Annotated in this window: 31 protein-coding genes; 28 read left to right on the forward strand and 3 right to left on the reverse strand. The window is 43.1% G+C overall.

The features are described 5' to 3' along the window. Positions 1 to 13 precede the first annotated feature (13 nt). The 7 genes from HLI_RS15965 to HLI_RS15995 all read left to right on the forward strand — a co-directional run bounded on the left by HLI_RS15965 (position 14) and on the right by HLI_RS15995 (position 7,058). On the forward strand, positions 14 to 907 hold the full coding sequence (locus HLI_RS15965) for a MurR/RpiR family transcriptional regulator (RefSeq protein ID WP_128525907.1): 894 nt from the start codon (positions 14 to 16) through the stop codon (positions 905 to 907). A 15-nt stretch (positions 908 to 922) separates the two neighbouring features. Further along, the gene (locus tag HLI_RS15970; protein WP_128525908.1) at positions 923 to 2,323 is read left to right on the forward strand and encodes an FAD-binding oxidoreductase; all 1,401 of its coding nucleotides are present in this window, start codon (positions 923 to 925) and stop codon (positions 2,321 to 2,323) included. Then, on the forward strand, positions 2,320 to 3,618 hold the full coding sequence (locus HLI_RS15975; protein ID WP_128525909.1) for a (Fe-S)-binding protein: 1,299 nt from the start codon (positions 2,320 to 2,322) through the stop codon (positions 3,616 to 3,618). Before HLI_RS15970 ends, HLI_RS15975 begins: the two co-directional genes overlap by 4 nt. Before the next feature lie 234 nt (positions 3,619 to 3,852). Then, positions 3,853 to 4,533 carry a response regulator transcription factor gene (locus tag HLI_RS15980; protein WP_128525910.1) on the forward strand — a complete coding sequence of 227 codons (681 nt, stop codon included), beginning with the start codon at positions 3,853 to 3,855 and terminating at the stop codon, positions 4,531 to 4,533. Further along, positions 4,530 to 5,870: a sensor histidine kinase gene (locus HLI_RS15985; protein WP_128525911.1), complete on the forward strand. Its 1,341-nt coding sequence runs from the start codon at positions 4,530 to 4,532 to the stop codon at positions 5,868 to 5,870. Before HLI_RS15980 ends, HLI_RS15985 begins: the two co-directional genes overlap by 4 nt. Before the next feature lie 44 nt (positions 5,871 to 5,914). Next, positions 5,915 to 6,442: a PepSY domain-containing protein gene (locus tag HLI_RS15990; RefSeq protein ID WP_128525912.1), complete on the forward strand. Its 528-nt coding sequence runs from the start codon at positions 5,915 to 5,917 to the stop codon at positions 6,440 to 6,442. 85 nt (positions 6,443 to 6,527) lie between these two features. Next, a complete protein-coding gene (locus tag HLI_RS15995; RefSeq protein ID WP_128525913.1) occupies positions 6,528 to 7,058 on the forward strand; it encodes a PepSY domain-containing protein in 531 nt (176 codons plus the stop codon). A 116-nt stretch (positions 7,059 to 7,174) separates the two neighbouring features. On the opposite strand, the gene HLI_RS16000 is transcribed toward HLI_RS15995, so the two are convergent. Next, complete coding sequence (locus tag HLI_RS16000) at positions 7,175 to 8,032, reverse strand: GAF domain-containing protein (protein WP_128525914.1); 858 nt, start codon at positions 8,030 to 8,032, stop codon at positions 7,175 to 7,177. 269 nt (positions 8,033 to 8,301) lie between these two features. Here HLI_RS16000 and HLI_RS16005 point away from each other — a divergent pair, with 269 nt between their 5' ends. The 4 genes from HLI_RS16005 (at position 8,302) to HLI_RS21765 (ending at position 11,155) form a co-directional block, all read left to right on the forward strand. After that, positions 8,302 to 9,114, forward strand: coding sequence for a glutamine ABC transporter substrate-binding protein (locus HLI_RS16005; protein ID WP_128525915.1), 813 nt, complete (start codon positions 8,302 to 8,304; stop codon positions 9,112 to 9,114). A 244-nt stretch (positions 9,115 to 9,358) separates the two neighbouring features. After that, positions 9,359 to 10,015: an amino acid ABC transporter permease gene (locus HLI_RS16010; protein WP_128525916.1), complete on the forward strand. Its 657-nt coding sequence runs from the start codon at positions 9,359 to 9,361 to the stop codon at positions 10,013 to 10,015. Continuing rightward, positions 10,015 to 10,737, forward strand: coding sequence for an amino acid ABC transporter ATP-binding protein (locus tag HLI_RS16015; protein WP_128525917.1), 723 nt, complete (start codon positions 10,015 to 10,017; stop codon positions 10,735 to 10,737). Before HLI_RS16010 ends, HLI_RS16015 begins: the two co-directional genes overlap by 1 nt. 250 nt (positions 10,738 to 10,987) lie before the next feature. Then, the gene (locus HLI_RS21765) at positions 10,988 to 11,155 is read left to right on the forward strand and encodes a hypothetical protein (RefSeq protein WP_164908590.1); all 168 of its coding nucleotides are present in this window, start codon (positions 10,988 to 10,990) and stop codon (positions 11,153 to 11,155) included. Between the two features lie 96 nt (positions 11,156 to 11,251). On the opposite strand, the gene HLI_RS16020 is transcribed toward HLI_RS21765, so the two are convergent. Both HLI_RS16020 and HLI_RS16025 read right to left on the reverse strand, forming a co-directional pair. Then, positions 11,252 to 12,217: a sodium:calcium antiporter gene (locus HLI_RS16020; protein WP_128525918.1), complete on the reverse strand. Its 966-nt coding sequence runs from the start codon at positions 12,215 to 12,217 to the stop codon at positions 11,252 to 11,254. A gap of 421 nt (positions 12,218 to 12,638) precedes the next feature. Continuing rightward, positions 12,639 to 13,838 carry a S8 family peptidase gene (locus HLI_RS16025; RefSeq protein ID WP_241655870.1) on the reverse strand — a complete coding sequence of 400 codons (1,200 nt, stop codon included), beginning with the start codon at positions 13,836 to 13,838 and terminating at the stop codon, positions 12,639 to 12,641. A gap of 398 nt (positions 13,839 to 14,236) precedes the next feature. On the opposite strand from HLI_RS16025, the gene gvpQ reads away from it, so the two are divergent. From gvpQ to HLI_RS16110, 17 genes are all read left to right on the forward strand, one after another. Next, positions 14,237 to 14,791: a gas vesicle protein GvpQ gene (gvpQ, locus tag HLI_RS16030; RefSeq protein ID WP_128525919.1), complete on the forward strand. Its 555-nt coding sequence runs from the start codon at positions 14,237 to 14,239 to the stop codon at positions 14,789 to 14,791. A 20-nt stretch (positions 14,792 to 14,811) separates the two neighbouring features. Further along, entirely contained in the window at positions 14,812 to 15,090 is a 279-nt protein-coding gene (gene gvpA / locus HLI_RS16035; RefSeq protein ID WP_128525920.1) for a gas vesicle structural protein GvpA, read from the forward strand. Positions 15,091 to 15,152: 62 nt separating this feature from the next. Next, positions 15,153 to 15,413 carry a gas vesicle protein GvpO gene (gene gvpO, locus HLI_RS16040; RefSeq protein WP_128525921.1) on the forward strand — a complete coding sequence of 87 codons (261 nt, stop codon included), beginning with the start codon at positions 15,153 to 15,155 and terminating at the stop codon, positions 15,411 to 15,413. A 15-nt stretch (positions 15,414 to 15,428) separates the two neighbouring features. Then, positions 15,429 to 16,334, forward strand: coding sequence for a gas vesicle protein GvpN (gene gvpN / locus HLI_RS16045; protein ID WP_128525922.1), 906 nt, complete (start codon positions 15,429 to 15,431; stop codon positions 16,332 to 16,334). 12 nt (positions 16,335 to 16,346) lie between these two features. Beyond that, positions 16,347 to 17,108, forward strand: coding sequence for a GvpL/GvpF family gas vesicle protein (locus tag HLI_RS16050; RefSeq protein WP_128525923.1), 762 nt, complete (start codon positions 16,347 to 16,349; stop codon positions 17,106 to 17,108). Next, positions 17,105 to 17,356, forward strand: coding sequence for a gas vesicle protein GvpG (locus HLI_RS16055; RefSeq protein ID WP_128525924.1), 252 nt, complete (start codon positions 17,105 to 17,107; stop codon positions 17,354 to 17,356). Before HLI_RS16050 ends, HLI_RS16055 begins: the two co-directional genes overlap by 4 nt. A gap of 19 nt (positions 17,357 to 17,375) precedes the next feature. After that, positions 17,376 to 18,191, forward strand: coding sequence for a GvpL/GvpF family gas vesicle protein (locus tag HLI_RS16060; RefSeq protein WP_128525925.1), 816 nt, complete (start codon positions 17,376 to 17,378; stop codon positions 18,189 to 18,191). Positions 18,192 to 18,194: 3 nt separating this feature from the next. Then, complete coding sequence (locus HLI_RS16065; RefSeq protein ID WP_128525926.1) at positions 18,195 to 18,458, forward strand: gas vesicle protein; 264 nt, start codon at positions 18,195 to 18,197, stop codon at positions 18,456 to 18,458. Then, entirely contained in the window at positions 18,439 to 18,738 is a 300-nt protein-coding gene (locus HLI_RS16070) for a gas vesicle protein K (RefSeq protein ID WP_128525927.1), read from the forward strand. Before HLI_RS16065 ends, HLI_RS16070 begins: the two co-directional genes overlap by 20 nt. 12 nt (positions 18,739 to 18,750) lie before the next feature. Beyond that, entirely contained in the window at positions 18,751 to 19,080 is a 330-nt protein-coding gene (locus tag HLI_RS16075; protein ID WP_128525928.1) for a gas vesicle protein, read from the forward strand. 5 nt (positions 19,081 to 19,085) lie between these two features. Beyond that, positions 19,086 to 19,574 (forward strand): prolipoprotein diacylglyceryl transferase, encoded by a 489-nt coding sequence (locus tag HLI_RS16080; protein WP_128525929.1) that lies wholly within the window; start codon positions 19,086 to 19,088, stop codon positions 19,572 to 19,574. A gap of 27 nt (positions 19,575 to 19,601) precedes the next feature. Next, positions 19,602 to 19,967, forward strand: coding sequence for a gas vesicle accessory protein GvpU (gene gvpU / locus HLI_RS16085; protein WP_128525930.1), 366 nt, complete (start codon positions 19,602 to 19,604; stop codon positions 19,965 to 19,967). Positions 19,968 to 20,166: 199 nt separating this feature from the next. Next, positions 20,167 to 21,297 carry an acyltransferase gene (locus HLI_RS16090; protein WP_241655871.1) on the forward strand — a complete coding sequence of 377 codons (1,131 nt, stop codon included), beginning with the start codon at positions 20,167 to 20,169 and terminating at the stop codon, positions 21,295 to 21,297. A 264-nt stretch (positions 21,298 to 21,561) separates the two neighbouring features. After that, on the forward strand, positions 21,562 to 23,298 hold the full coding sequence (locus HLI_RS16095; RefSeq protein WP_128525932.1) for a carbon starvation CstA family protein: 1,737 nt from the start codon (positions 21,562 to 21,564) through the stop codon (positions 23,296 to 23,298). A gap of 119 nt (positions 23,299 to 23,417) precedes the next feature. Then, complete coding sequence (locus HLI_RS16100; RefSeq protein WP_128525933.1) at positions 23,418 to 23,786, forward strand: hypothetical protein; 369 nt, start codon at positions 23,418 to 23,420, stop codon at positions 23,784 to 23,786. A 14-nt stretch (positions 23,787 to 23,800) separates the two neighbouring features. Continuing rightward, positions 23,801 to 24,064 (forward strand): cory-CC-star protein, encoded by a 264-nt coding sequence (locus HLI_RS16105; protein ID WP_128525934.1) that lies wholly within the window; start codon positions 23,801 to 23,803, stop codon positions 24,062 to 24,064. Between the two features lie 15 nt (positions 24,065 to 24,079). Continuing rightward, positions 24,080 to 25,036 (forward strand): ArsA family ATPase, encoded by a 957-nt coding sequence (locus tag HLI_RS16110; protein WP_128525935.1) that lies wholly within the window; start codon positions 24,080 to 24,082, stop codon positions 25,034 to 25,036. Positions 25,037 to 25,184: the final 148 nt, after the last annotated feature.

Genomic DNA, 25,184 nt, shown 5'->3' on the forward strand with positions numbered 1-25,184 from the left:
AGTGGTGAGAAAAATGAAGAATTCACTGACTGGTGGACTTGTCATGCTGAATGAAATGAAAGACAAGCTGCCGCCATCTGAAAAAAAGATTGCTGGATTTATTTTGGATCAGCCTCATGAAGCGATTCACTGTACAGCCACTCAGTTGGGGGAATTGAGCTCAACGAGTAGTGCCGCGGTGATTCGCTTGTGTAAATCACTTGGTTTAAAAGGGCTGCAGGAATTGAAGCTGCGCATTTCAGGTGATTTGCAAAAGAAACCGGAAGCGCGGTTCCGTGACATACAACCAGGAGAAGCTTCTGACTCAATTGTTGAAAAAATGACGAATAACAGTTTGCAGGCGATTAAGGAAACGACGGAGCTTGTGGATTACCGAACACTGTCGAAAGCGGTTGAAGTGTTGAAACAGGCAGAGAAAATCCACTTTTTCGGGGTGGGAGCATCAGGGATCATCGCTCAAGATGCCCAGCAGAAATTTCTCCGTATGAATAAAGCGACATCCGCGTTTACGGATTTGCATAACGCCGCCATGAACATTGCAAATGTGGAAGAAAATGATGTCGTATTCGGCATTTCTTTTTCAGGCGAAACATTTGAGACAGCGAAGATTATGGAAATCGCTAAACGTAAAGGGGCGAAAACGATCAGCTTGACTCGTTATGGCCAATCATCGGTCACCGCCTATGCGGACATCCCATTATATATTTCCGCCTCCCGCGAAATTCCTGCGCCATTCAGAAGCGGGGCGACATCCTCAAGATTGGCGCAGCTACATATGATTGATATCCTTTTTGTCAATCTGGTTACAGAACAATGGGATGATGCTTCCGACTATTTTCATGAAATTACCGATGTCATGGATGTCTTAAAGGGGAAAAATTCACGTACGAAGTCTGCGAAATCATAGAAAGGAGCCACCACGATGGAACAATGGTTAAAGGAACTGTTGGAATTTTTACCAGAAAAAAGGGTGCTCACCTCACTTGCCGACCGACACAGTTACAGCTTTGATGCTTCCTTTGGCGAATATTTACCGGATGCCGTCGTCCAGGTGAAAGAAAAGCGGGAAGTGGCATCCGTATTGAAAATAGCGAATCGATTTCAAGTGCCTGTTTATCCACGCGGATCTGGTACATGTTTAAGTGGTGGGCCACTGCCTGTCCATGGCGGAATCGTACTGGATATGTCTCAGTGGCCTGCTGACATCAACCTCAGGCCACGCGATCTTACGGTAACGGTAGCACCTAGTGTGTTGACAGGTAATATCAACAAGGCTGCCGAAGAGCACGGCTTGATGTATGCTCCAGACCCAAGCAGTGCCCATGTAGCCACGATTGGCGGAAACCTTGCTGAGAATTCCGGAGGTCCACGGGGATTGAAGTATGGGGTGACGAAAGACCACGTCCTCGGCCTTGAGATTGTCACACCTGAAGGCGAAATCATCCAGACTGGTGGTCAGACGATAAAAAATGTCACGGGGATAGACTTGACGAAGCTGATCGTCGGGTCTGAAGGGACGCTGGGAGTGATCGTTGAAGCGACACTGAAATTGATGCCGAAACCACCAGCTGTCCAAACGATGATGGTCGCCTTTGATGGTGTACGAAAGGCTGGAGAAGCGATTTCCCAGACCCTTACATCAGGGATACTTCCTGCGAAAATGGAGTTCATGGACCAGGCTTGTATTGTTGCTGTTGAGAACTTCCAGCCAGTAGGTTTACCTGTCGATGCTGCTGCTGTCATAATTATCGAGCTTGACGGGCACCCGGAAACATTGCGGATTGAACGTAAATTGATAGAAGAAATCATGCAAGAGGTCGGTGCTGAAGAAGTAATCATTCCTAAAAGTGATGAGGAGGCTGCCCGTTTATGGCATGCCAGAAAACAAGTATCACCAGCCATTGCAAAAATCAAGCCGACGAAAGTTTCCGAAGATGCCACTGTTCCCCGCAGCAAAATCCCGGACTTTATGGACCGCCTTCAAGACATTAAGGAGAAATACAATGTCGAGGTCGTCGCATTCGGCCATGCCGGGGACGGTAATTTACACCCGAATGTACTCTGTGACAAACGTGATGTTGAAGAAATGAAGCGGGTAGAACTTGCTGTTGAAGAGATGTTCCAGGCGGCACTCGATTTAGGTGGAACGCTATCAGGAGAACATGGCATCGGGACTATGAAAGCACCATTCATGGAACTTGAACTTGGTGAAATCGGCCTCGAGATGATGAAGCGGATCAAAGATAGCTGGGACCCTAATGGAATTATGAATCCAGGTAAAATTTTTCCGGAAAAAGGGCAGAAGTTGGTGCTTCATAAATGAGTGGACTTCTGAAGGAAAAGTTGAATTATGATAAGACGTTCGATTGCGTCCAATGCGGTTATTGTCTGCCAGCCTGTCCGACTTATGAAACGATGGAAAAAGAAACCCACTCCCCGCGCGGCCGCATCAATCTTGTGAAAATGGTCGCAGAAGGGAAAGCGACCGTGGAAGATTTGAAAGAACCGATTGAGAAATGCCTCGGCTGTATGGCTTGTACAACAGTGTGTCCGACTAATGTACAATATGGAGCGATTTTTGAGGGAGCGAAAGAGGTCATTGATGAAGAAGAAGCGAAATCGAAACCGAAACCGCGCAAATTAATGGAGGACTTTTTCTTTCAATCATTCTTCCCATCATCCAAATGGATGAAGTCTCTGGGGAATGCAACATGGATCTATCAAAATTCCGGTTTGCAAAAAGTGTCCCGGCGTTTTGGTCTGACCAAGCGCGCTCCACTCCACATCCATGAATTTGAAGCTGCTCTGCCGTCGATGCCTTCACCGAAAAAACGTAAGGACCGAGCCTCGCGTTATGTAAGAAAACGTCCTGCGGCAGCGAAAGTAGGCTTTTTCACAGGCTGTATCATGGATAGCGTCTTCTTTGAGTCGAATCAAAATACAATGGAATTACTGCTGAGGAGCGGAGCAGAAGTCGTTTTTCCTGAGGAGCAAACTTGTTGTGGCGCTCTGCATGCCCATTCAGGAAAAATCGATACTTCCATAGAACTTGCGAAGCAGAATATTGTAGCGTTCGAAGAAGAAAGTTTCGATTATATCGTCAATAATGCCGGGGGATGCGGGGCGCGTATGATTGAATATGATGCCCTTTTTGAAAGCGGGACGGAATGGCATGAGCGTGCATTGCACTTCGTATCCAAAGTGAAAGACATTTCGGAGGTATTGGTGGAAATGGATGGTCTCGTCTTTGAAAAAGAGTTGCAGCGGACTGTCACTTATCAGCCTTCCTGTCACTTGAGAAATGTCCAGAAAGTAGAGAATGAACCCCTCGAGTTGATCCGTCAAATTCCCGGACTGACTTTAAAGGAACTTGACCGGCCTGAATTCTGCTGTGGATCTGCTGGTGTCTATAACATCGTCAACTATGAAGATGCGATGGATATTTTAGACGTGAAAATGAAGGACGTTTGTGGAAAGAACCCAGCTGGCGTAGTGACCTCAAACCCTGGATGCTTATTGCAGATGAAGCTGGGGATTGAGCGTGAAGGCTTGAGTAGGGAAATAGATTCGGTCCACCTTGTCGATTTGCTGATGGAAGCAGAACCTAGACCGAAATAATAGGAAGGCGATCTCTGATTGAAGGGATCGCTTTTTTCTTGCGCACAATGGGGGCACCGGCGTGAGAGCAATGAAATCGGGGAGAGCGCGAAAACCTTGGAGCAGCCGCAAAAAAATACCCTGCTCCAGTACGACCCCGCAATGCGCTCTTCAGCCAACTTACCTTGTCATCAGTACGAAACGTTCTATGCTAAAATAGCCATAACAAATGCTGAAAAAAATGAGGGATAAGCTTTGAGCAAACCGAACATTCTTGTCATAGAAGACGAAAAGAAAATCGCACGTGTATTAGAACTTGAGCTCACGTATGAGGGGTATCAGGTTGCAAAAGCGCATGACGGACTGGATGGCATGCAGCTTTTCAGGGAACAAAAGTGGGATCTGGTTTTGCTTGATGTCATGCTGCCTGGTTTGAGTGGAACAGATGTATTGCGCAGAATCCGATCAGGAGATGAGCAAACACCAGTAATTATGCTGACGGCAAAAGATGCGGTTGAGGATAAGGTGACAGGTCTCGACCTTGGGGCGAATGATTATGTGACAAAGCCGTTCGAGTTTGAGGAATTACTGGCTAGAATCCGTGTTGCTTTACGGACAAATCCTGAGCAGAAAGAAGGCATGAAGGTGGCCAATCTTCATGTGAATACGGGAACTCATGAAGTCCATCGCGGAGATGACTCTATTGAGCTGACCGCCAAAGAGTTTTCATTACTTGTATATTTGCTGAAAAATAAGCGGCAGGTGCTGAATCGCGATCAACTTCTAGATGGGGTTTGGGGCTATGATTACTATGGTGACACGAACATTGTGGATGTGTATGTCAGGTATTTACGGAATAAAATCGATAAGCACTATGAGCCGAAGCTGATTCATACAGTGAGAGGCGTCGGCTATGTGCTGAAGGATCCGCAATGAAACTGAGTAATAAAATTCATGTGTACACGACAGCGCTATTCATAGTTCTCCTCCTTTTAGTCAGTGGAGCGGTCTATTTTTCATTTAGTCATATCATTTATGAGAGTGATCTAGAGCAAACCCGGGAGGAAGCGGAGCGCATCGTCTCAGGGGTGACTGAAAATCAAACGACGGTTCCTTCTTCTGAGCTGTTGCGTGCTTACGTACCGGCGAATGGAATGATTCGGATTGTCCGGCAAAATGGACAAGCTGAAAGTATTGCAGAAGGAAATCAACAATATCTGCTGGAGCAGGCTTACGATTTTCACCCACAAGAACAAGCGGAAATAGAAAGCTATGAGGGGACTCCCCATAGTTTCGTTTCTATCCCGATCATTTGGTCGGAAGGTGAAGTGGCCGCTTTGCAGTTGACACAAAGTTTAGAAACGTCAGCGGAGAATCTCGATATTCTGCGGCTGGTTCTGGTCATAGTTACGGTTTTGGCGATTCTTCCCCTCTTCATTTCTGCCCGCCTTCTCAGCAATTTGATCACAAAGCCGATTGCTTCATTAATCGATACGATGCAGCAAATCCGGGGGAGTGGAAGGTTTAAACGTATTGACACGCAAGGGAAGTCAAAGGATGAGTTGCACCAAATGGCGAATGCGTTCAATGATATGATTGATCAGTTAGAAGAGAATTATCATAAACAGGAACAATTCGTTTCAAATGCTTCCCATGAGTTGAAAACCCCGTTGACTGTCATCGAATCTTATTCCAGTCTTTTGAAACGACGCGGAAAACAGGATGAAGAGCTTTTTCAGGAATCAGTTGATGCGATTCACTCAGAAGCAAAGCGGATGCGTGATTTGACGCAACAGTTGCTTTTATTAGCTAAACAGGAAGAACATTGGAACGTGACCATAGTATCGAAACAGTTGCTTCCATTATTACACTCGACGGTTTCATCCTTTGAAAAAGCTTACCACCGGGATGTAATTACAAAGGCAGCAGTGGATGTAACCATCGACACAGATGAGCAAAAACTGAAGCAGCTTATTTATATTTTTATGGATAATGCGCGAAAATACAGCGAGGATCAAATTGAAGTCAGCCTCGTATCCACTGCAGAGAAGGCTGAGATTCAGATTGTAGATCATGGAATCGGGATGGAAGCTGAGGAGTTAGAAAAAGTTTTTGACCGTTTCTATCAAGTGGAAGAGTCAAGAACTGATGGATATGGGCTCGGTTTATCGATGGCGAAAGAACTGGCTAAAGCGATAGGCGCAGAAATAAGCTTGAAAAGTCAAATAGGCCAAGGGACGGTTGTGACCATCTCCTTGCCGATTACTCAGTGAAATCTCATTTTCATCAATTAAGATGAAAAGAGAGGAGTGAGGAAATGTCGAAGTCTCTTAAATTAATCATTTCAACTGTTGGACTCTTCGTTTTGGTTATCATCGGTTGGCAGATCGTCGACGAAACATTGAATGCCCAACCGCTAAGCAAAGAGCAGGCAATGGACAAAATACAAGGGCAATACCATGGCACGATTACAGACTTCGTATCGATGGATGACCATTATTTGGCGACCATCGAACTTGAAAAAGGATTGTATGAAATTGCTGTTTTGAAAGACAACGGCCAAATAGCGGATATGAAGCGAATTGAAGAGGGGGCTGAGGAAGACGACAACTCCCCAGAACCGCCCCGGGATGAGAAGACGGATTCTGAAAAACCGATAACAGAAGAACAAGCACGTGAATCAGCATTGAAGGAAGTTGATGGTACAGTGGATGATGTTGATTTTGAAACAGAGGACGAGGTCTCTTTCTATCTCGTCGAAGTAGAAAAAGAAGACGAAAGTGAAGCAACGATACAAGTTCATGCCATCACCGGCGAAATCATGACTGTTAGTTGGGATGATTGATTTCTCATCAAATTCTCATTTTCCTCACCATTTGTTCTCATCTTTGATGGCTATAGTGGAAGTAGAACAACAAGAGGAGGAATAAATGATGAAGAAAAAATTGATGATCGCAGGGATTACAGGAGTTGTCACATTAGGAGGAGCTTTTGGCGTGAGTGCCGTAGCAGGTGATAATCAATGGAAGTCTGAAGAAGTGAAAGTCTCCCAAAAGGAAGCGGAATCGATTGCGACAGATGAAGTGAAAAAACTTACGATTAATAAAGTCGAAAAAGATAACGACGATAATCAATACTATTATGAAATCGATGGAAAAACAGAGGATGGAAAAGAAGTCGAAGTTGACGTTGATGCAATTACGGGGGAAGTAATCAAAGTCGACCGTGATGAAGAGGAAAAGTCTGATGATGATTCAGATCAACAAGCTGCCGAAAATCTGAAAGTGCCAAAAGAAGAAGCAGAGAAAATCGCTAAGGAAAAATCAGCTGGAGAGATTGTAGAAGTGGAAGTCGACGATGGGAATTATGAAATTGAATTGAAAGACGATACGCATGAATATGATGTAACTGTGAACGGTCAAACAGGTGAAGTCATTGAGTCTGAAAAAGAAAAAGAATAATTTGTTTTTAAAAAAACCCGTGCTAACGGGTTTTTTATATTTGGAAAAATATGGTTGACTTGAGGTGTAAAAATATGGAACTGAACGCTAAAAGAAAAACTCGTCTATGGCGAGTTTTAGGGGCTTTCCACTAAGGAAAAACCGATATATGAGAGCGCAGATTCAAGGTTGGAAGCTGTTTTTGTCTTCAAATTCGTCAGAGCAATATTTTCCACTTCTCGTTGAGCGATTTCAGGTGTAATGCCGGTTATGATTGTTTCGATCCCCATCAACTGTAGAGATTGAACCAGTTTACCAAATACTTGTGGGAAATTGTTTCCCCTGATCACCAACCCTGAAAGATCGATGATAAAGTATTCGATATCATTTTCTGTTCCGTAAGTGAGAACATTGTCAAGAATCTTTTCAGCCCGGCGTTCGTCGATAATTCCTTGTATCGTTAAAATTGAAACACCCTTTGTTATGGGGATGATAGGAACATTGAGTAAGGCCATATTATATTGGGTTTGATCAAGTTCTATCATATGGGAGAGCACACCGGCAATTGATTTCAGAAAATCGATATCTTCTTCTGTGAATTCTTTTTCTTCTTTATCCATCACGCATAAAGTCCCGAAGACATGACCGTTCAAATCGGTTAATGAAACTCCCAGGAAACCCTTCACCTGGAGCTGTGACGATACTTCAAGCTCTCTGGTAAGTTCATCTTTCATGAGATTTGTCGTCGTCAGTGAACTTTCTTTATTACTGATGATCAAACGGCAGTAAGTACCGCCATATTCCACCGAATAGCCCTCTGGAATGATTTCTTCTTTTTTGTTATACGAGCTGAGGACTGTCATCGCAGTTTCCCCTCTTTTGGTGACGTACGCGGTTTGGACGTTCAGCCGTTTAGCGATCACTTCAAAGACTTTATAGGAAGCTGTTTTCAGCGAATGGAATTCCTTAGTATCCAATTGGTATTCATTTGACATTTCAAACCTTTCCCTTCTTTAGATTAGGAGTCTTGTCCTATCCTCTTCTACTACCCTGCCATACAAATTTAAAACATCATTTTTGCGAAAATTTAACATGAAATAAGAGGAAAAAGGACTAATATGCCGGAAATGTTAGCCAGGCTTCGGAAATCACATTAAAATTCATTAATTTGCCCGAAAAGAGCTAAAAACACATTATTCAGAAAATTTTAATTAGTAGTAAAATTTGAGATAATAGAGTTCAGATAATAAAAGGGGGAAAATGAATGAAAGCGAAATGGTACTTATTTATCATGGTTATAGTACTCGGCATGTTGCTGGCTGGTTGTGGCAGCGAAGACGAAGGTGCGTCAGGCTCTGGTGATTCAGGTTCAGACGATTCTGGAGAAACCTACACGGTCGCAACGGATAACAACTTTGTGCCTTTTGAATTTATGAATGAAGAGACAGGTGAAATGGAAGGGTTCGACATCGACCTTATCAAAGCGATCGCAGATGAAGCTGGTTTCAATATCAATATTGAATCGATGAAGTTTGATGGAGTGGTCGCTGGTATGCAATCCGGTCGGTATGATATCGGAATCGCCGGTATGACTATCACTGATGAACGTAAAGAAACCATTGATTTTTCTGATCCATATTATGATGCCGGTTTGATGCTTGCTGTAAGTGAAGATAATGAAGAAATCAAATCCGAAGAGGACTTAGCAGGTAAAAAGGTAGGAACCCGCTCTGGTACGACAAGTGAATCCTATATCACAGATAATCATCCAGATGCGGAATTGGTCACATTCCCTGGAATCGTCGAAGCGTACATGGATCTTGAATCCGGCCGTTTAGATGCTGTCATGTATGATGTGCCGAACGTTCAATATTATGTAACTAACGATTCTAATGGTTTGAAGACGGCTGGCGACATTTTGCAAGGTGAGCAATATGGAATCGCATTTCCGAAGGATTCTGAGCTTGTGGAAGATGTGAACGAAGCGCTTCAAACGTTGATTGACAACGGCACGTATGATGATATTTATGAAGAATGGTTCGGTGAGCGTAAGCACGGGACAGAATCATCAGAATAATAGGAAGGACAAGCAAGAATAGCTGATCAGGGAGAGCGTAGCAAGTGGTTGGCTTGTTACGCTTTTTCACCTGTCTTTGCCTTCTGAACATACGGCTCCAGCGTCCAGACACTTGAATCATCAGACAATCGATTCCTCTTGCCATTCATCGTTTTTCTTATGCTCCTCGTGTCTACATAGGACGTTTTTAGCTTTTTAAATGACATGAATCGTACAACTCAAAACACAAGGAGCGATTACACATATGGAGTTTATTACGGAATCCCACTATTATCGTGTCATGCCTTTCTTACTTGAAGGTTTGGTATGGACGTTACTAATCACTTTTGTAGGGTTGATCATCGGTTTTGTCCTTGGGGCGATTTTCGGTTTTGCACGATTATCGAAAAATAAGCTTGTATACGGACTGGCCACAGTGTATGTAGAAGCTGTCCGAGGAACACCGATTTTGGCTCAGATCTTATTCATTTATTTTGGTTTATCCGACTTGATGGGAATCAATATTGATAAAATCACAGCTTCCATCATCGCCATTGCTATTAACGCAGGGGCGTACATTGCAGAAATCGTGCGTGGAGCTGTTTACTCGATTGATAAAGGGCAGGAAGAAGCAGGTCGTTCGATTGGACTCACTCGAAATCAGACCATGCGTTATATCATCTGGCCTCAGGCTTTCCGACGAATGATTCCACCGCTTGGGAACCAGTTCGTCATCAGCTTGAAGGATACATCACTTTTCTCAGTCATCGCTGTAGGGGAATTGCTTTACATGGGTCAGCAGTACTACGGTATGACCTTCCAAGCATTCCAGGCGCTGACGATGGTATGCATCATGTACTTGATCATCACAGTACCAACAGCGGTTTACTTGAGAAGAGTTGAAAGGAGACTGGATGTATAATGATTACTGTCAGAGACTTACACAAATCATTCGGTTCCAATGAAGTTTTGAAAGGAATCGATGCAGAAATCAAAGAACAAGAAGTGGTCTGTGTCATCGGTCCTTCCGGTTCAGGTAAAAGTACATTTTTACGCTGCCTGAACCTGCTGGAAGAAGTAACATCAGGAGAAGTACTGATTGAAGGCGACAATTTGACTGATAAGAAAATCAATATTAATGAAGTTCGTTCCCGTGTCGGAATGGTGTTTCAGCATTTTAATCTTTTTCCTCATAGAACGGTGCTTGAGAATATCACAATCGGTCCAATTAAGGTAAAAGGAATGAAGAAAAAGGAGGCGGAGAAAGTAGCCCGTCCCCTGTTGGATAAAGTCGGTCTAAGTGATAAAGCTGATGCGTATCCTGAAAGTTTATCAGGTGGCCAGAAGCAGCGTGTGGCGATTGCCCGGTCCCTTGCGATGGAGCCGAGAATCATGTTATTCGATGAGCCGACCTCAGCGCTTGACCCGGAACTTGTCGGTGATGTCCTCGCTGTCATGAAAGACTTGGCGCAGGAAGGGATGACAATGGTTGTCGTAACCCACGAGATGGGCTTCGCGCGGGAAGTAGGGGATCGGGTGCTTTTCATGGATGAAGGGGTCATCATGGAGGAAGATGTGCCCGAGAACCTGTTCGGTAACCCGCGAAACCCTAGAACGAAGGAATTTTTGAGCAAAGTATTATAATAGATAAGCTGCGAGGGGGATTTCACTCCTCCAGCTTTTTTTATTTAATCCGAAAGAATGGATGTCCTCTATGAATCTATAAAGAAAAACACGTCATGGCGGAGTCTACTGAAGAACTGTAACATCCTGAATTATCAAGCAAAGAAAAAACCGAGTAGGACGATTTCTCGTTCAACTCGGCTTCTTTATTGCGATGAAATATTCGGACTCGTACTCCTCCAAGAGCATTAATATTCGTTTTATAGGGAGAGTGAATATCGCCAACGGGCCAATCATTCTTTTAGAAGCGCCTCGTTGCTTCCACGATGAGCGTTCGGTGGTGACGCATGCGGGCACAGCGCGAGCCGAAGATCCACTTGGTCAAGTGATCTTCTTGACCAAGTTAGCTGAGGCCGTGCCCGTGGCAAGCATCCACTGACAAGTGATTCGTGAGAAGCAACAACAAACGTTAACAGCTACTCTTGATTGAAAAGGTTTTTCAGTGGCCTATCATGGCGACGGGTTTTTCTCACATTCAGAATAAATTATACGATGTCACAAAATAAAGGAAAATGATGATTAATGAAGGAGCTGCATAATACAAGCTGTTTTCCTTCGGCTTCCGATTCAAAGTGAAGACGGTCAATACCAGCATGACTATACTTAGTAAAGCAATCGGGAGGTGGGAAGAAGTCAGTGCACTCAGGATCGCCCCTTTTTGGTAAAACACATCTGTCACAGCAAGTAATTGCAGGTTGAATAGGTTACTCCCCAGAATCGATCCTACGGCCATGCCATAATTAGCCAGCTTAAAAGCGACTAATACAGTGACGAGTTCTGGCAACGAGGTAGAGGCGGCAATGAGAAAACTACCAACGAAGCTTGAACTCATGCCTGTTTGCTGTGCCAGTTGATCGCCGAAGATCGATAAGGCACTCCCTGCGCCGAAAACCACAAGTGCACATATGGCAAACCCAATGCTTGCTGCTCTCAAAGAATAATCTCTTCCAGTCGCCGCTGCTTCATCCATTTCTTCTTCTTCCCCTTTATTGAAGAACTTCATCGTCACGATATAGAGCGCAACGAGAACGAACATTTCGATTCCAATATTGAAAAGAGAAGCATTAAAATTGAATAGTAATGATGCTGCTATGACTAATGTGAAGACGATCCCTGCAATCGCTGACGGCAGGTGTTGGCGGCGGTCGACCGAATTGAACATCCGTTTCCTTCGGTAAAACATATCGACAACAGCCAAAATCAATAGGTTGAAGACATTACTTCCAAGCATATTCCCTACAGCGATATCGGGATTATCGATATATACGGCAGTCAAACTTGTGGTCAATTCCGGCAGTGATGTAGCGCCGGCAATCAGAAATGTTCCTACGACAGCCCCGCTCAAAGCAGACTTTCTGCTAATGACATCACCGAAACGGTTCAGTTGAATAGCTGCTAAGACGACGACGAATGCGGATAGGGCGAACAAAATAAAAACCATGGTAGATCTCCTCCTGTGGATGTCGAGCCAGATCCCAAATAAAAAAGACCTTGGCCCTGTATTAGGCCAAGGTCTTGCGGACTATGGTCATAGTTTGATGAACCAGGTGGACGAACACCGGAATGACGATTCATCAACCGCTTTATGCGGTCGCTACTCCCCTTGTTAATTTAAATATAGCTTATGGGACGTGTCCCGTCAATTGACAAGTTTGTGAACGGAGAATCTGTCTGAACACTCGCATAATTGAGCTGATGAAAGAGGACTTTTATCCGATTCAGGGGTAAATCTGTCAGACTGCTAGTTTATCCTGTCCGAAAAAACATATGACCTGTCCAAGCGAGATAGTCTTACCGAAATGAAAGATAATCAATCATAAAAATGAGACCACGAACAAGTCGTGGCCTCATTTCTTCACAGATTAATAGTTTACTGCATCATAAGAGTTGATCAAGCCATGTTCAAAGTAGTAGCCTGTACCGCTGATCGGGTCAGCTGTTTGCTCGATGGCAGCACGGATGTTGCTGTTCGAACGTCCCTGGGAAGCCAACAGCCCAGCAAGACCGGCTACGTGTGGAGATGCCATCGACGTTCCGGACATATAAGCGTATCCATTATTAGGGACGGTAGAAGCGATGTCGACACCAGGAGCCGTTACATCCACCCATGTTCCGTAGTTGGAGAAAGAAGCCCTGCTATTGTTCTGATTGACGGCACCTACGGCGATGACATTATCGTAGGAAGCTGGTTCGAAAGTTGTGGAGACTCCATCATTACCAGCAGCAGCGACTACAACAGAGCCCTTACTCCAGGCATAGTTGACGGCATCCTCTAACGTTTGTGTATCACAGTTACAACCTAATGAAAGATTGATGACTTCAGCGCCGGCATCAGCTGAATAACGGATGGCATCAGCGATATCATACAAGGAACCATTGCCGCTTGCATCAAGAGCTCGTACGGCTAAGATATTAGTGTTCGGTGCCATTCCGGCCACTCCTGCACCATTATTCGTTTCCGCAGCTGCTGTACCTGCGACGTGTGTGCCGTGATTGTTCTCATCCATTGGATCATAATCGTTGTCGACGAAATCGTAACCTTTGATCGTCTTGTCATTCAAGTCAGGGTGATTGTAATCGACACCAGAGTCAATGATCGCGATTTCCTGACTGCTGCTGCCGCGAGTAATATCCCAAGCAGCTGGAGTGTCTGTGTTTTGTGGTCCATATTGGTAATTGCTATAGTAAGTATCATTTGGTGACCATGTTGCATCGAAAACGTAGTTCGGCTCTGCGTATTCTACATTTGGATTTTTGTTAAGAGCCTTAACGACTGCTTCTACATTTCCGACCTTAAGTACTTTAACCTTTGAATCAACGACTGCGCTACTTACTTCTGATTTTTCTGCTTTCGCACCGAACTTCTCCATTTGCTTAGCGTTCAGGGACTTACCTTGTTTGTACTTGACTACGACTTCTCCTTTTACATACTCTCCTTTGTCCTCCTGGACGTTTACCTTGTTAAGCGATTCTGGCTGAGAATCTGCAAAGACAGACCCCGTAGTCGGCATGATGACAAGGGACGCGGCGAGGGACAATGTGGCTAACTTTTTGAACTTCAAAAATAATTCCTCCTTTAAAAGATATACTCTAGTAATTCGGAGAAATCTGACGAAATCCTGCGAAATGAGGGTTGGGATAGAGGAGGTAGTTTTTAAGTCTTTAAGAGTGTTTTTTACATAGAAGTTGCGCAAGTCCCAATATTTTGAAAATTGAACTCTGTGTGCTCTGAAAATAATGTTTTTGTAATTTTTGTAATAAAAGATAAAGCATGGGCAAAAAACATTAATTTGATAGGTCATTTGATTCGATGGGCCTGTCATAAAGGATGTAAATACTACCATTTTCGACGATTTGGGAGCAAATCAGGGTTTCGCCTATATGTGTGTGGGAAGTAAGGATAGAAAGCCATTCCAATTTTTCGATTTTTCAATATGGCAATTCGTAAAGGGTGGTGAAGATGTCTGAGAAAAAGAACACGGAACAAAATAAGGACCCATCTATGATTGACCAAATCGAAGGGGGTGTTAAAAAGTCAGCAAGAGTTATCCGGAAAGGCATGCCCAGACTTACTAGAATTGTTCGCAAATCGGATGATCCCTTAGAGGCTAAAGAACATGCGAAGGATGAAATGGATGATGCGACTGGTGATTTCATCCGAGAACAATTCAAAAACCAATTGCAGTCGCAAGCCGGGAAAATGAAAGAAAACTTACAGGAAAAAGCAGACGCCAATGCTGAACAGGCTCATTCCAAAGCGGAAGAGGCGAAACAAAAAGTGCAGGATCGGCTTCTGAAGCTACGGGAGAAGATGTCTTCTCTCAAGGAATCCGGAAGTGAGATCCAAGAATCTTTGAACAACAACAGCCAATCCGGAAATCACCGGATCAAGGGCATCCAGGATATCAAAGGTGTTCAGGACATCAAAGGGGTCTCAAACATCAAGAGCTCTTCGCAAATAAAAGGACCTAAAGATGTGAAAGGCCTTTCTGACATTAAAACCTATCATTCTTAACAAAGGAGATGTGAAAGAAAATGGCAATTCAAAAGTCTACAGACAGTTCAAGTCTAGCAGAAGTGGTCGACCGTATTTTAGACAAGGGGATCGTCATTGATGCCTTTGCTCGTGTATCGGTAGTCGGAATCGAATTAATAACCGTAGAAGCACGAGTAGTCATCGCCAGTGTTGATACATGGTTGCGTTATGCAGAAGCTGTCGGGTTACTGCGCGATGAGGTAGAAGATGAAGGTCTTGGTAATCGAATCGGCGAACAAGATTCCTCACCTAATCAACGAGGAGAATTCAGTATATAAGAATAAGAGGGTTGGGCATAATCCAACCCTCCTTCTGTAGTGAAAGAGAGGTCGGTGAAGTTATGAAAGTATTAAATGAAGTCTCGCAATTTTTCAATGAAAACATAGCCCCCCCTCACAAAATCATTTCGGCACGTAAGAAAGAGGGAGAGTGGCGTGTACTTGTAGAAGTGATCGAGGAAAAAGAATACATGAAAAAGTATGCCCGTGACCAGATGGTCGGCCTGTACGAAGCCTTTCTCGACGAAAATCATGAAATTACCGGCTTCTCAAGGTTGAGCATGCGTTACCGGAGCGATATCGAAGAACATGAGGAACAGTGACCGGAGGGATGGACAATGTCGAAATTAACACAGACGAAATCTGATTCTTCAACGACAGCGCGTGTCTACGACCATCCCTTTTTCAAAAGTTTAATTAAACGGTCTTTACGCTATTTATCAGCTGGTTACCCGGTTCATTACACTGGTCCCTCTGGAATTGGAAAAACGACACTCGCTTTACATGTGGCTAAGTTGAGGAAGAGACCTGTGACATTGATAAGCGGGAATCAGGATTTGAAAAACGAGGATTTGATTGGAGCCCATAAAGGATACATTCGGAAAAAACTAAACGATAACTTTGTAAAGACAGTTAGAAAAATCGAGGAAAATGTATCAGAGGATTGGGTTGAAGGTCATTTATATGAAGCTGTCAAGTACGGCCATACGTTAGTCTATGATGAGTTCACAAGATCACGGCCAGATACGAACAACTTGTTTTTGTCTGTGATTGAGGAAAAACTCCTTCCTTTATATGGAGCAAAAAAGAAAAATTCTCATATCGAGGTTCACCCTGATTTTTCTATCATCTTCACAAGCAATCCGACAGAATATGTCGGTGTTTTTGAGACACAGGATGCGCTGCTGGATCGGATGATCACCCTCCCTTTCGAGGGTATGGAGGAAGAGGCTGAAGTCGCTGTGGTCGTGGAGCGAACTGATATTGATAAGGCGAATGCAGAGAAAATTGTGAGATTCATCCGTCAGGTTAATGAACGCTCCAACAACGATAAAGCGAAGCTGAGCTTGCGTTCTTCTATAATTATCGCTGATATCGCCAACAAGAATAACTACCCTGTCGATGGGGAGAATGAAGATTTTCAAAACCTCTGTATGGATCTTACTTATTTCCATATGGATGTGAGTACAGATGAACAGACAGATGTCCAAGAGATGATACTAGAAGAATGCAGGAAGATATAGGAGGAAAAGCTTATGTCAGAAGAAATAGGTGTATATGTTTTTTGTTGTATCCAAACAGACGATGCAAAGAGCTTCGGAACTGTGGAGTTCGAAGGGCAATCGAGAGAAACCTTCACCATTCATTATAAAGATGCAGCAATGGTGGCCATCGAAGCCCCGATAAAGATTTATCATCCCAAAAAGCAAAACCTGATGATGCACCAAAAAGTCATTTCTGACGTGATGGAAAAAGAAAGCTCTGTAGTACCGATCAGCTTCGGTAACGTCTTCAATAGTAAGGAAGACACTAAGGTCCTGATCGAAAACCTGTATCCACAACTATCCTCTTTATTCGGTGAAGTGAGGAATAAGATTGAAATCGGTTTGAAGGTTGTCGGCAAAAAGGAATGGTTGGAAGAGCAAATCCATCAGAATGATAAAGTGGTCAAACAAAAAGAAACGGTCGCTAACAAGTCAGAAGCAGCTGGCTACTTCGACCGGATTCAATTAGGGGAAATGGCACGCGACTTCTTCACGAGATTACAGCAGGATGTGGAAGAAAGTATCCATTTACCCCTTTCGAAAATAGCTGAAGCGTCTAAATCGAATGAAACACTCGGAGAAAAAATGCTTTTGAACGGTGCATATTTGATTGATAAGGGACAGGAAGAAGCTTTTGACGAACGTGTGAACCAGCTGCACGAACGATGGAAGGATTATGTTGATTTCAAATATACTGGCCCATGGCCAGCGTATAACTTCATCAACATCAAATTGAAAGTTGAAGCTTCATGATTCATAAACTGTTCACTTCACCAATCAATCTCATTGTCAAAGTCGGTGAACATGTGAAAGAAGAAGTGGATAAAGAAATGTATGACCTTGAACATATCCAGAAAAAGCTGGTTCAATTGCAAATGATGTATGAACTGGAAGAAATCTCGGAAGAAGCTTATACAGCTCAAGAAGAGGAGCTGCTCCAAAGGTATGAAATTGCGAAGAAACTTGAAATGGAGCAGTGGGAGAATATGACGAAACGGTAAAGGAATAGGGGATTTATAAATGAAGGAACTTTATTACTTGTATGGTGTGGCTTTAAAGGAAGAAGTACAGCCAGCTTCACTCTCGGAAATGACAGGGATCGATGGAGAGCATGAATTACATGTGTGGGAGTATGGAAAATGCGCAGCCATTGTCAGTGTGGTGGAAGAGGCAGAGTATGGCGAAGAAGTGCTTGAACAGAAGACTCAGCAAATGGATTGGGTACAGGATAAAGCATTTCTTCATCACGAGATTCTGATGAAGCTTAAAGATCAAGCAACACTAGTTCCAATGAAATTCTGTACGATTTTTCAAAACACTTCGAACTTGGAGGCGAAGATCCGCCCTTGCGAAAGCGAATGGGTGAAACTATTAGAAGAGCTTTCCGGAAAAGAAGAATGGAATGTGAAAATCTATAATAACCCTGTGCTTTTGAAAGAGGAAATCGCTGCTAATCATCCCTCCATTCAAAAGAAAAAAGAAGAAATTTCTCAAATGTCTAAAGGGATGCAATATTTACAACAGAAAAAGCTGGATCAATTGATAGACGAACAAGTGACACAAGAGCAGCAATCCTTCTCCAAACGCCTTCATGACGATTGGAAGGACCTGTGTAAGGACGATGTCGTCAAAAAGGTATGGAATAAAAGTGTCACAGGCAAAGATGAAGAGATGTGTTGGAATAGTGCCTATTTAATAGAAAAGGAGAAAGTGGAACCTTTTCTTGAACAGGTGACAGCTGCAAATGAGGAAGGGGAAGCTGGCGGTTGGAAGATTGAGGTGACCGGTCCCTGGCCTGCTTATCATTTTTCATCCCTATCCAAAAGTGAGGTGTGAGGAATGTCACGAAGAGAAGAGTATGAGAATAGGGACATCGCTTTAATAGATATTTTAGATACGGTTTTGGATAAGGGTGTCGCCATCAAAGGTGATATTGTCATCTCTATCGCCGGTATCGACCTCGTTTATTTGGACTTGAAGCTTCTGGTCTCTGCTGTGGAGACTCTCGTCCAATCAAAAGAAGACGAATGGGTCGAATCGATACGTTCAGAAAATATGGATAAAGAAAAGGAGGCGCTTGCTCATGCCACAGAGCGATCTTGAAAAGCAGCCGATTCGTAGTGGCCGGATACAATTGGACCCTGAAGGAGCAGAACAAGGACTTGCTCAACTTGTTTTAACTGTCATCGAATTATTGAGGCAGTTAGTCGAACGCCATGCGATTCGACGTGTGGACGGCGGTACGTTGACAGAAGAACAGATTGAACAGCTTGGTGTCGCCCTCATGAACCTGGATGTGAAAATGGACGAGCTGAAAGAAATTTTCGACCTTGATGATGAAGATTTGAATATCGACCTTGGTCCATTGGGGAACTTATTGTAAGGAGGTAAGAGAATGTCTATCGAACATCCTACACAATCCAACAGCATCGTGGATGTATTAGAAACAGTTTTGGACAAAGGGGTCGTCATCGCTGGAGATATCAGAGTAGGGCTCGCGGATGTCGAGTTACTTACAATTAAAATCCGTTTGATTGTTGCATCGGTCGACAAAGCGAAAGAAATCGGCATGGATTGGTGGGAAACAGACCCATACTTGAATTCGAAAGCGGCAGAATCAAACACAGAAGCGTTAGAAAAAGAGAACGAGCAATTGCAAAAGAGAATCGAACAATTAGAACAAAATATGAGAAATGTGGCTGCCCAACAGCCGAATAAGGAGTGAAGGAAATGACAAAAAGCAAAACGGTATTAAGTAATGATAATAGAAAAGAAATGGTAGAAGGCAATAAGAAAGGAAAGATTACAGGTGCGGTCATCGGGGGAATCGCTGGAGCTGCAGCGGGATTAATGTTTTCTCCTAAGAAGTTGAACAGCGAGAAACAGGCTCAGCTGAAAGATAAAGCGAACCAAGCTGGAGAATCGCTGAGAGGTCTGAAGGATAAAACAAAGGAAAAATCCGGAGAATCGTTGAAAGGGCTGAAGGATAAAACAAAAGAAAAATCCGGAAAATTGGCAAGCAATTTGAAAAAGAATAAGAACGATAAGCAGGAAGAAAATGAAGAGACGACATCCCAGGAGGCGGCAGACCTTCCCCCACAGCAATTGGAAAGCTCTGAGAAAGAAGCGTCAGCTACTAGTGAAAACAAAAAGGCGCCATCTACACAAACAGAAGAACCTGTAACTGAGATTTCCAGTGATGATGATACAACTCGATAAAGAGGATTGGTGAAAGGAGCTGAAAAAATGGATAACTTACTGAAAAATTTCGTGAAGGCAGCTAATCAACATGACTTTTCGCTGGATATCACTTTGAATGTTGATGGTGCATTAATCACAGGAAAAACGGTTTCCGCGCAAAAATACCTTGAGTATTTGAGCAATAATTTCGAAGATGGTAACGAGATTTCTCAAACCCTTAGCGAGCAGCTCGCTGAAGCGAGTCAAAGAGAGTACGACCATGATGATGTCCAGTATATCCACCTCGAAAATGCCCAAGTCTATAATGGTGACAGTCAACCGACACCTTCAGAAGGAGATTTCTATTGGCGCGGAAAACTGCAAGAGATCGATGGATTCTTCTTAGGGAAAATCGATGCCAAAACAGAATGAATCGGATATATATTAATCAGGATTTATAGAACTATATCAGTCTATAATCCTGTTTTTTTTATCACCACCAACTGAAAGTTACAAATTCCGTAACCTTTTTTAACAATTTATTAAAAAAAGGTTACGGAACATGGGAGAGAGAGAAATGTGTTATAATTAGCGAGGTTTAATTATAATAAAATAGTAAGGAATGATAGAAATGGCTAGAGAAAGAATAGAGTCTATATACTTTTTACGTCTTTTTGCCATGATGATGGTCGTGTTGGTCCATGTAACAGCGGCCTTTCATTCTGTACTGCCTTACGGAAGCGATGCATTTGCGAAATACCATTTCATCAATCGCATCATAAGAGTAGAAGCAGGCATTTTCATCATGATCACAGCAATGGTGTTTTTTTATAAATATATGGAACAAAAAATGGATGGAGCAGAATTGAAGGCCTATTATAAAAAGAGAGCCGTTTATATTGTCGTGCCTTATCTTGTGTGGGCTGTCTTTTATGAAGCTTTATCCATATATACAGGAGCGGTCTCGCTGAATTTCAGTGAAATCGGATTGCGCATTTTGCAAGGGCAGTCGTTTTATCAACTTCACTTCATCTTTTTAATTGTGCAATTTTATTTATTTTTTCCTATTATTCTATTTGTCGCTCAGAAGGTCCCGTTTTTCAAAAAGTACATGTGGTTATTCGGGATAGGTATTGAAATTGGATATTATTTCTTGAATCGTGAATTTCAACTGATTCCATTCAGTTCTTTCTTGAGTGCTCTTGGACCTTATTTATTAGGAGCATGGATCGGCACCTATTATAAGGAGCAGAAGGCGAAAATCTTCAATAAATCTACGTTGTTTTGGACGGTTTCAGCCATTGCCACAGGGATCACTACCGTTTATTTACATTACCATTTATACACGGTTAATTCGTTATATCTCCCTGGCTGGACTTATTTGATCATTAATATGATTTATATCATGACAAGTAGTTATTTGATGTTCCGATTGACTGAAATCATCTGCAATAAATGGCCGAAACTCATACCCAATGTGCAGAATATCGCCATCTATTCCTTCGGGTTTTACTTGCTGCACCCTTTCATATTGAAAGTGGTTGCGCAATTCATCCCACTTTCTGGAGGGTATTGGTTCCATGCGGGAATCATACTCAGGTTCTTAAGCACACTGGCCCTTTGCTATCTAACCATCTGGCTGACTCACCGTTACTTTCCTATGCCAGGCTTGCTGTTCGGGAAGTTGCCTAAAAGGGCACCAAGGTTCCTCGGGCTTCCCCGTCAGAAGGAAGAATATAGTGACAAAGGTGCATCCGCCTAATAAGCTTGAGTTTTATATGAAGCACACTCTTTTGTTCGACAGAGTGTGCTTCTTTTTCATGGACAAAGATATATAGAATCTGTTTCTTTACCCTATATGCCTGCCAGGTCAACAAACATGTCCCTTTTACTAAAATCTGTTAAAAATTATCTTACATTTCAGATAAATTCGACAATTTCATTGATGAATAGATGTAAACTGTTGTATAATACCACCATATGTAAACGCATTCATATATCAAGGGAAATATTGAGGAGGGATTTTGTGAGTGGGATTTGGTTAGCAGTTGTCGGAGGCATTGTCTTTTTTCTTGGTTATAAGTATTATTCAAAGTTCATTGCAGAAAAGATTTATCGTCTGGATCCGAATTATGTGACTCCGGCTCATCAGTACAAAGATGGAGTGGATTTTGTACCAACGAATAAATTTGTCTTATGGGGCCACCATTTCACGTCAGTGGCCGGAGCGGCTCCGATTGTCGGACCTGCCATTGCGGTTTATTGGGGGTGGCTGCCAGCTGTTTTGTGGGTGCTGCTCGGTACCGTTTTTGCAGCAGGAGTCCATGATTTCGGCACGCTCGTTTTATCTGTACGCAACAAAGGCCAGTCGATAGGAACATTGGCAAGTAAATTGATCGGTCAAAAGGCGAAGGTTTTGTTTTTATTCATCATTTTACTGCTCGTCTTGATGGTCAACGCCGTGTTTGCCTGGGTCATTGCCAATTTATTCATCTCCTTTCCAGCGAGTGTATTATCTGTTTTCATTCAAATTCCATTGGCGGTTTGGATCGGATACCGTGTGTATAAAAAGCAGGGGAATATGCTTCTTCCATCCGTTGTAGCACTTGCTGTCATGTATTTGGCTGCCATCGTTGCCAGTAAAGTACCGGCCCTGCAAATCGACTTAGTCCGCTATTTCGGTGGAGAAGGGGCGACGACTCTTTTCGGATTGAACGCCACATCGATGGCATTCTTCGTCTGGATCATCGTTTTAATGGCTTATGTGTATATTGCTTCAACATTACCTGTCTGGAAGCTATTGCAGCCGCGTGATTATATCAATTCCCATCAACTCGTTGTCGGACTTGGACTATTGTATTTAGGATTGCTGTTTACCAATCCAGAAATCACAGCACCTGTAACTAATACTTCAGCAGATACTTCCTGGTTCCCATTATTGTTCATTACCATTGCTTGTGGTGCTATTTCCGGGTTCCACGGACTCGTTTCATCTGGAACGACTTCAAAGCAATTGAATAATGAATCCGAAGCTCGATTTGTCGGTTATTTAGGGTCTGTTGGCGAAGGTGCACTTGCTCTAGTTGCCATCATTGCCGTCGTCACGTTCTTCCCGACAGCAGGTGAATTCACAGCGACGTACAGTGGATTTGCCGAAGCGAGTAACGCAGGATTGGGTGTATTCATCCAGGGTGCTGGGCAACTGGCAACCGGTTTAGGTATTCCAGCTACAGTAGCAGCTACAATCGTATCTGTTATTGTCGTCAGTTTTGCCGCGACAACACTGGACTCTTCTGTTCGTTTGATGCGCTACATCATTGCAGAGCTTGGAACAGAGTACAAAATCAAACCACTTACAAAAATGCACGTTGCGACAACGGTTGCAGTCGTGTCCAGTGCTGCACTGACGTTGATTCCTCAGGGTCCAAAAGGTTTTGGTTCCGGTGGGTACCTGCTCTGGCCACTGTTCGGAACTTCGAATCAGCTGTTAGCCGGAATCAGTTTGCTGCTCGTTTCTATTTGGCTGAAACAACAGGGACGCAATTACCTGCCGACAATCATTCCGATGGTATTTCTTATGTTCATGACACTATGGGCGATGATCAGTCAGGTATTGACGGAATGGGCGCCTTGGGCTGAGGGCAGTGATTGGATGTTGTTCAGTTTCGGTGCTATCATTCTTGTCTTCACGCTTTGGATACTGATTACTGCTATTTCCGCTATCACAGGAAATGAAAAGAACTCCATTGATAAAAGCGCCTGACTTAGCTGACATCTCCCGCACCAACAGCTATTCTGAAGTGATCAAGAGTTGTGTGGAACATTCCAGAGGAAGTCGTGCAATATGTGCGGCTTTCTTTTTACATCAAGAGGAGGGGTGCGATGTTTGAAATCATGATCATCAGACCGGAAAAAGAAATCGGCATGGGATGTTGCGGGGGAGTTTGCAGCGATCCTGACGGGCTAGTTCATATGGAGGAGGAATTCAAGCACCATGATGAGGACCGCAGAAGGTTAGGGGTACTTTACCAAAAGACGATGGAAGAGTATGAGGATGTTCATATAAGCTACCTTGATCCAAGGAATTTATTAGCAATAGCTGCCTACTTTTTCAAGCATATAAAAAGAGGGAATGTACCTTTATTGAAAGCCTTGCATTCTATGTTGTTCCATATGAAATACTACGCGGTTTTCATAGACGGAAAATATGTCAAAAATGAGAGCGAATATAAGTTAATGTTACAAACATGAGGAGGTGGGAAGGCATGGAGAAAAAATTTTCACTGAAGCGATTATTTGAGATGTATGATGAAGTCCTCAGCCTTCCTCATAAACAAGAAATCGCCCGTGAGTTGCGGGATGAGGATGATCTCTTTTTACTTCTTGTTTATTCAGACATGCTGGGAATTCCAAACCCGGCCTTTTATTATACACTTGAACTGTACCCTTACATCATTGAAAAATTTCACGACTGGCATTTGCGTATGGGGATGGAGAAATCTCCTCTTGATGGAATCCGGTGCTGTTAAAGGAGGAATAAGGACATGAAAGATTTGCAGCAGAATAAAATCATTTTCGTCGGAGGCAAAGGGGGCGTAGGGAAATCTACATCCTCCGCAGCACTGGCTGTCGCTTACGCTAAAGAAGGTTACCGGACGTTGGTGATCTCAACAGACCCTGCGCACAACCTAGGTGATATTTTCCATAAAAAAGTCGGTCATGATAAAACAGTGCTGATGGACAATTTATGGGGGATTGAAATCGATCCACATCACGAATCAAAAAGATACATTGCAGGTGTGAAGGACAACTTGGAAGGCCTAGTCAAATCAAAAATGGTAGAAGAAGTGCATAGACAGATTGATATGGCCAGTGCTTCCCCTGGTGCTGACGAAGCTGCTTTATTCGACCGTCTCATCTCGATTATCTTAGAAGAAGCGGATCATTTTGATAAGATCGTCTTTGACACCGCACCGACAGGCCATACCATACGTTTGTTGACTCTGCCTGAGTTGATGAGTGTCTGGATTGATGGGATGTTGGAGCGGCGCAAGAAAATCAATGATAATTATACCCAGCTGCTTAATGATGGGGATCCGATTGACGATCCGATCTATGACGTTCTGCAAAAAAGGAAAGAAAAGTTTGCAGCAGTCAGGGAAATCATATTGGATGAGAAGCGAACAGGCTTTGTCTTTGTACTTATTCCAGAGCGTCTGCCGATTTTGGAAACGGATCAGGCGATCAGACAATTGGGTCAACATGATTTACATGTACAGACTCTTATAGTGAATAAAGTACTTCCCGATCATGCGGATGGGGTATTTTTGGAAAAAAGAAGAAAGCAAGAAAAAACCTATTTGAATGAAATTGATCATACCTTTTCAAAACAGCAGTTAGTCAAGGTGCCTTTATTTGAAGAAGATGTGTCAGATATGAACAAGCTTGAAGGATTTGCTAACCATATACGTGAGGCTGTCATTTCAACTGAAAATCGATGATAGAGGAGATCTGGGTCAATATCCCGGGTCTTCTTTTTTGTAGAGTATTGTATAAGTATGTGAATGTCCAAGGTGTTTGTACTTTTTAAGAAATTGAGTGAGTAAAAATACCTATTGTAAAGAAATTTCAAACTAATTAGGTCTTTAT

This window comes from Halobacillus litoralis, from assembly GCF_004101865.1.
Lineage (GTDB): Bacteria > Bacillota > Bacilli > Bacillales > Halobacillaceae > Halobacillus > Halobacillus litoralis_A.

What these genes read in the sequence shown, in the direction of transcription:
- HLI_RS15965 (WP_128525907.1), top strand. Translation starts at nt 14, where the DNA reads ATGAAGAATTCACTGACTGGTGGACTTGTCATGCTGAATGAAATGAAA.
- HLI_RS15970 (WP_128525908.1), top strand. Translation starts at nt 923, where the DNA reads ATGGAACAATGGTTAAAGGAACTGTTGGAATTTTTACCAGAAAAAAGG.
- HLI_RS15975 (WP_128525909.1), top strand. Translation starts at nt 2,320, where the DNA reads ATGAGTGGACTTCTGAAGGAAAAGTTGAATTATGATAAGACGTTCGAT.
- HLI_RS15985 (WP_128525911.1), top strand. Translation starts at nt 4,530, where the DNA reads ATGAAACTGAGTAATAAAATTCATGTGTACACGACAGCGCTATTCATA.
- HLI_RS15990 (WP_128525912.1), top strand. Translation starts at nt 5,915, where the DNA reads ATGTCGAAGTCTCTTAAATTAATCATTTCAACTGTTGGACTCTTCGTT.
- HLI_RS15995 (WP_128525913.1), top strand. Translation starts at nt 6,528, where the DNA reads ATGATGAAGAAAAAATTGATGATCGCAGGGATTACAGGAGTTGTCACA.
- HLI_RS16000 (WP_128525914.1), bottom strand. Translation starts at nt 8,032, where the DNA reads ATGTCAAATGAATACCAATTGGATACTAAGGAATTCCATTCGCTGAAA.
- HLI_RS16005 (WP_128525915.1), top strand. Translation starts at nt 8,302, where the DNA reads ATGAAAGCGAAATGGTACTTATTTATCATGGTTATAGTACTCGGCATG.
- HLI_RS16010 (WP_128525916.1), top strand. Translation starts at nt 9,359, where the DNA reads ATGGAGTTTATTACGGAATCCCACTATTATCGTGTCATGCCTTTCTTA.
- HLI_RS16015 (WP_128525917.1), top strand. Translation starts at nt 10,015, where the DNA reads ATGATTACTGTCAGAGACTTACACAAATCATTCGGTTCCAATGAAGTT.
- HLI_RS16020 (WP_128525918.1), bottom strand. Translation starts at nt 12,217, where the DNA reads ATGGTTTTTATTTTGTTCGCCCTATCCGCATTCGTCGTCGTCTTAGCA.
- gvpQ (WP_128525919.1), top strand. Translation starts at nt 14,237, where the DNA reads ATGTCTGAGAAAAAGAACACGGAACAAAATAAGGACCCATCTATGATT.
- gvpA (WP_128525920.1), top strand. Translation starts at nt 14,812, where the DNA reads ATGGCAATTCAAAAGTCTACAGACAGTTCAAGTCTAGCAGAAGTGGTC.
- gvpO (WP_128525921.1), top strand. Translation starts at nt 15,153, where the DNA reads ATGAAAGTATTAAATGAAGTCTCGCAATTTTTCAATGAAAACATAGCC.
- gvpN (WP_128525922.1), top strand. Translation starts at nt 15,429, where the DNA reads ATGTCGAAATTAACACAGACGAAATCTGATTCTTCAACGACAGCGCGT.
- HLI_RS16050 (WP_128525923.1), top strand. Translation starts at nt 16,347, where the DNA reads ATGTCAGAAGAAATAGGTGTATATGTTTTTTGTTGTATCCAAACAGAC.
- HLI_RS16055 (WP_128525924.1), top strand. Translation starts at nt 17,105, where the DNA reads ATGATTCATAAACTGTTCACTTCACCAATCAATCTCATTGTCAAAGTC.
- HLI_RS16060 (WP_128525925.1), top strand. Translation starts at nt 17,376, where the DNA reads ATGAAGGAACTTTATTACTTGTATGGTGTGGCTTTAAAGGAAGAAGTA.
- HLI_RS16065 (WP_128525926.1), top strand. Translation starts at nt 18,195, where the DNA reads ATGTCACGAAGAGAAGAGTATGAGAATAGGGACATCGCTTTAATAGAT.
- HLI_RS16070 (WP_128525927.1), top strand. Translation starts at nt 18,439, where the DNA reads ATGCCACAGAGCGATCTTGAAAAGCAGCCGATTCGTAGTGGCCGGATA.
- HLI_RS16075 (WP_128525928.1), top strand. Translation starts at nt 18,751, where the DNA reads ATGTCTATCGAACATCCTACACAATCCAACAGCATCGTGGATGTATTA.
- HLI_RS16080 (WP_128525929.1), top strand. Translation starts at nt 19,086, where the DNA reads ATGACAAAAAGCAAAACGGTATTAAGTAATGATAATAGAAAAGAAATG.
- gvpU (WP_128525930.1), top strand. Translation starts at nt 19,602, where the DNA reads ATGGATAACTTACTGAAAAATTTCGTGAAGGCAGCTAATCAACATGAC.
- HLI_RS16090 (WP_241655871.1), top strand. Translation starts at nt 20,167, where the DNA reads ATGGCTAGAGAAAGAATAGAGTCTATATACTTTTTACGTCTTTTTGCC.
- HLI_RS16100 (WP_128525933.1), top strand. Translation starts at nt 23,418, where the DNA reads ATGTTTGAAATCATGATCATCAGACCGGAAAAAGAAATCGGCATGGGA.
- HLI_RS16105 (WP_128525934.1), top strand. Translation starts at nt 23,801, where the DNA reads ATGGAGAAAAAATTTTCACTGAAGCGATTATTTGAGATGTATGATGAA.
- HLI_RS16110 (WP_128525935.1), top strand. Translation starts at nt 24,080, where the DNA reads ATGAAAGATTTGCAGCAGAATAAAATCATTTTCGTCGGAGGCAAAGGG.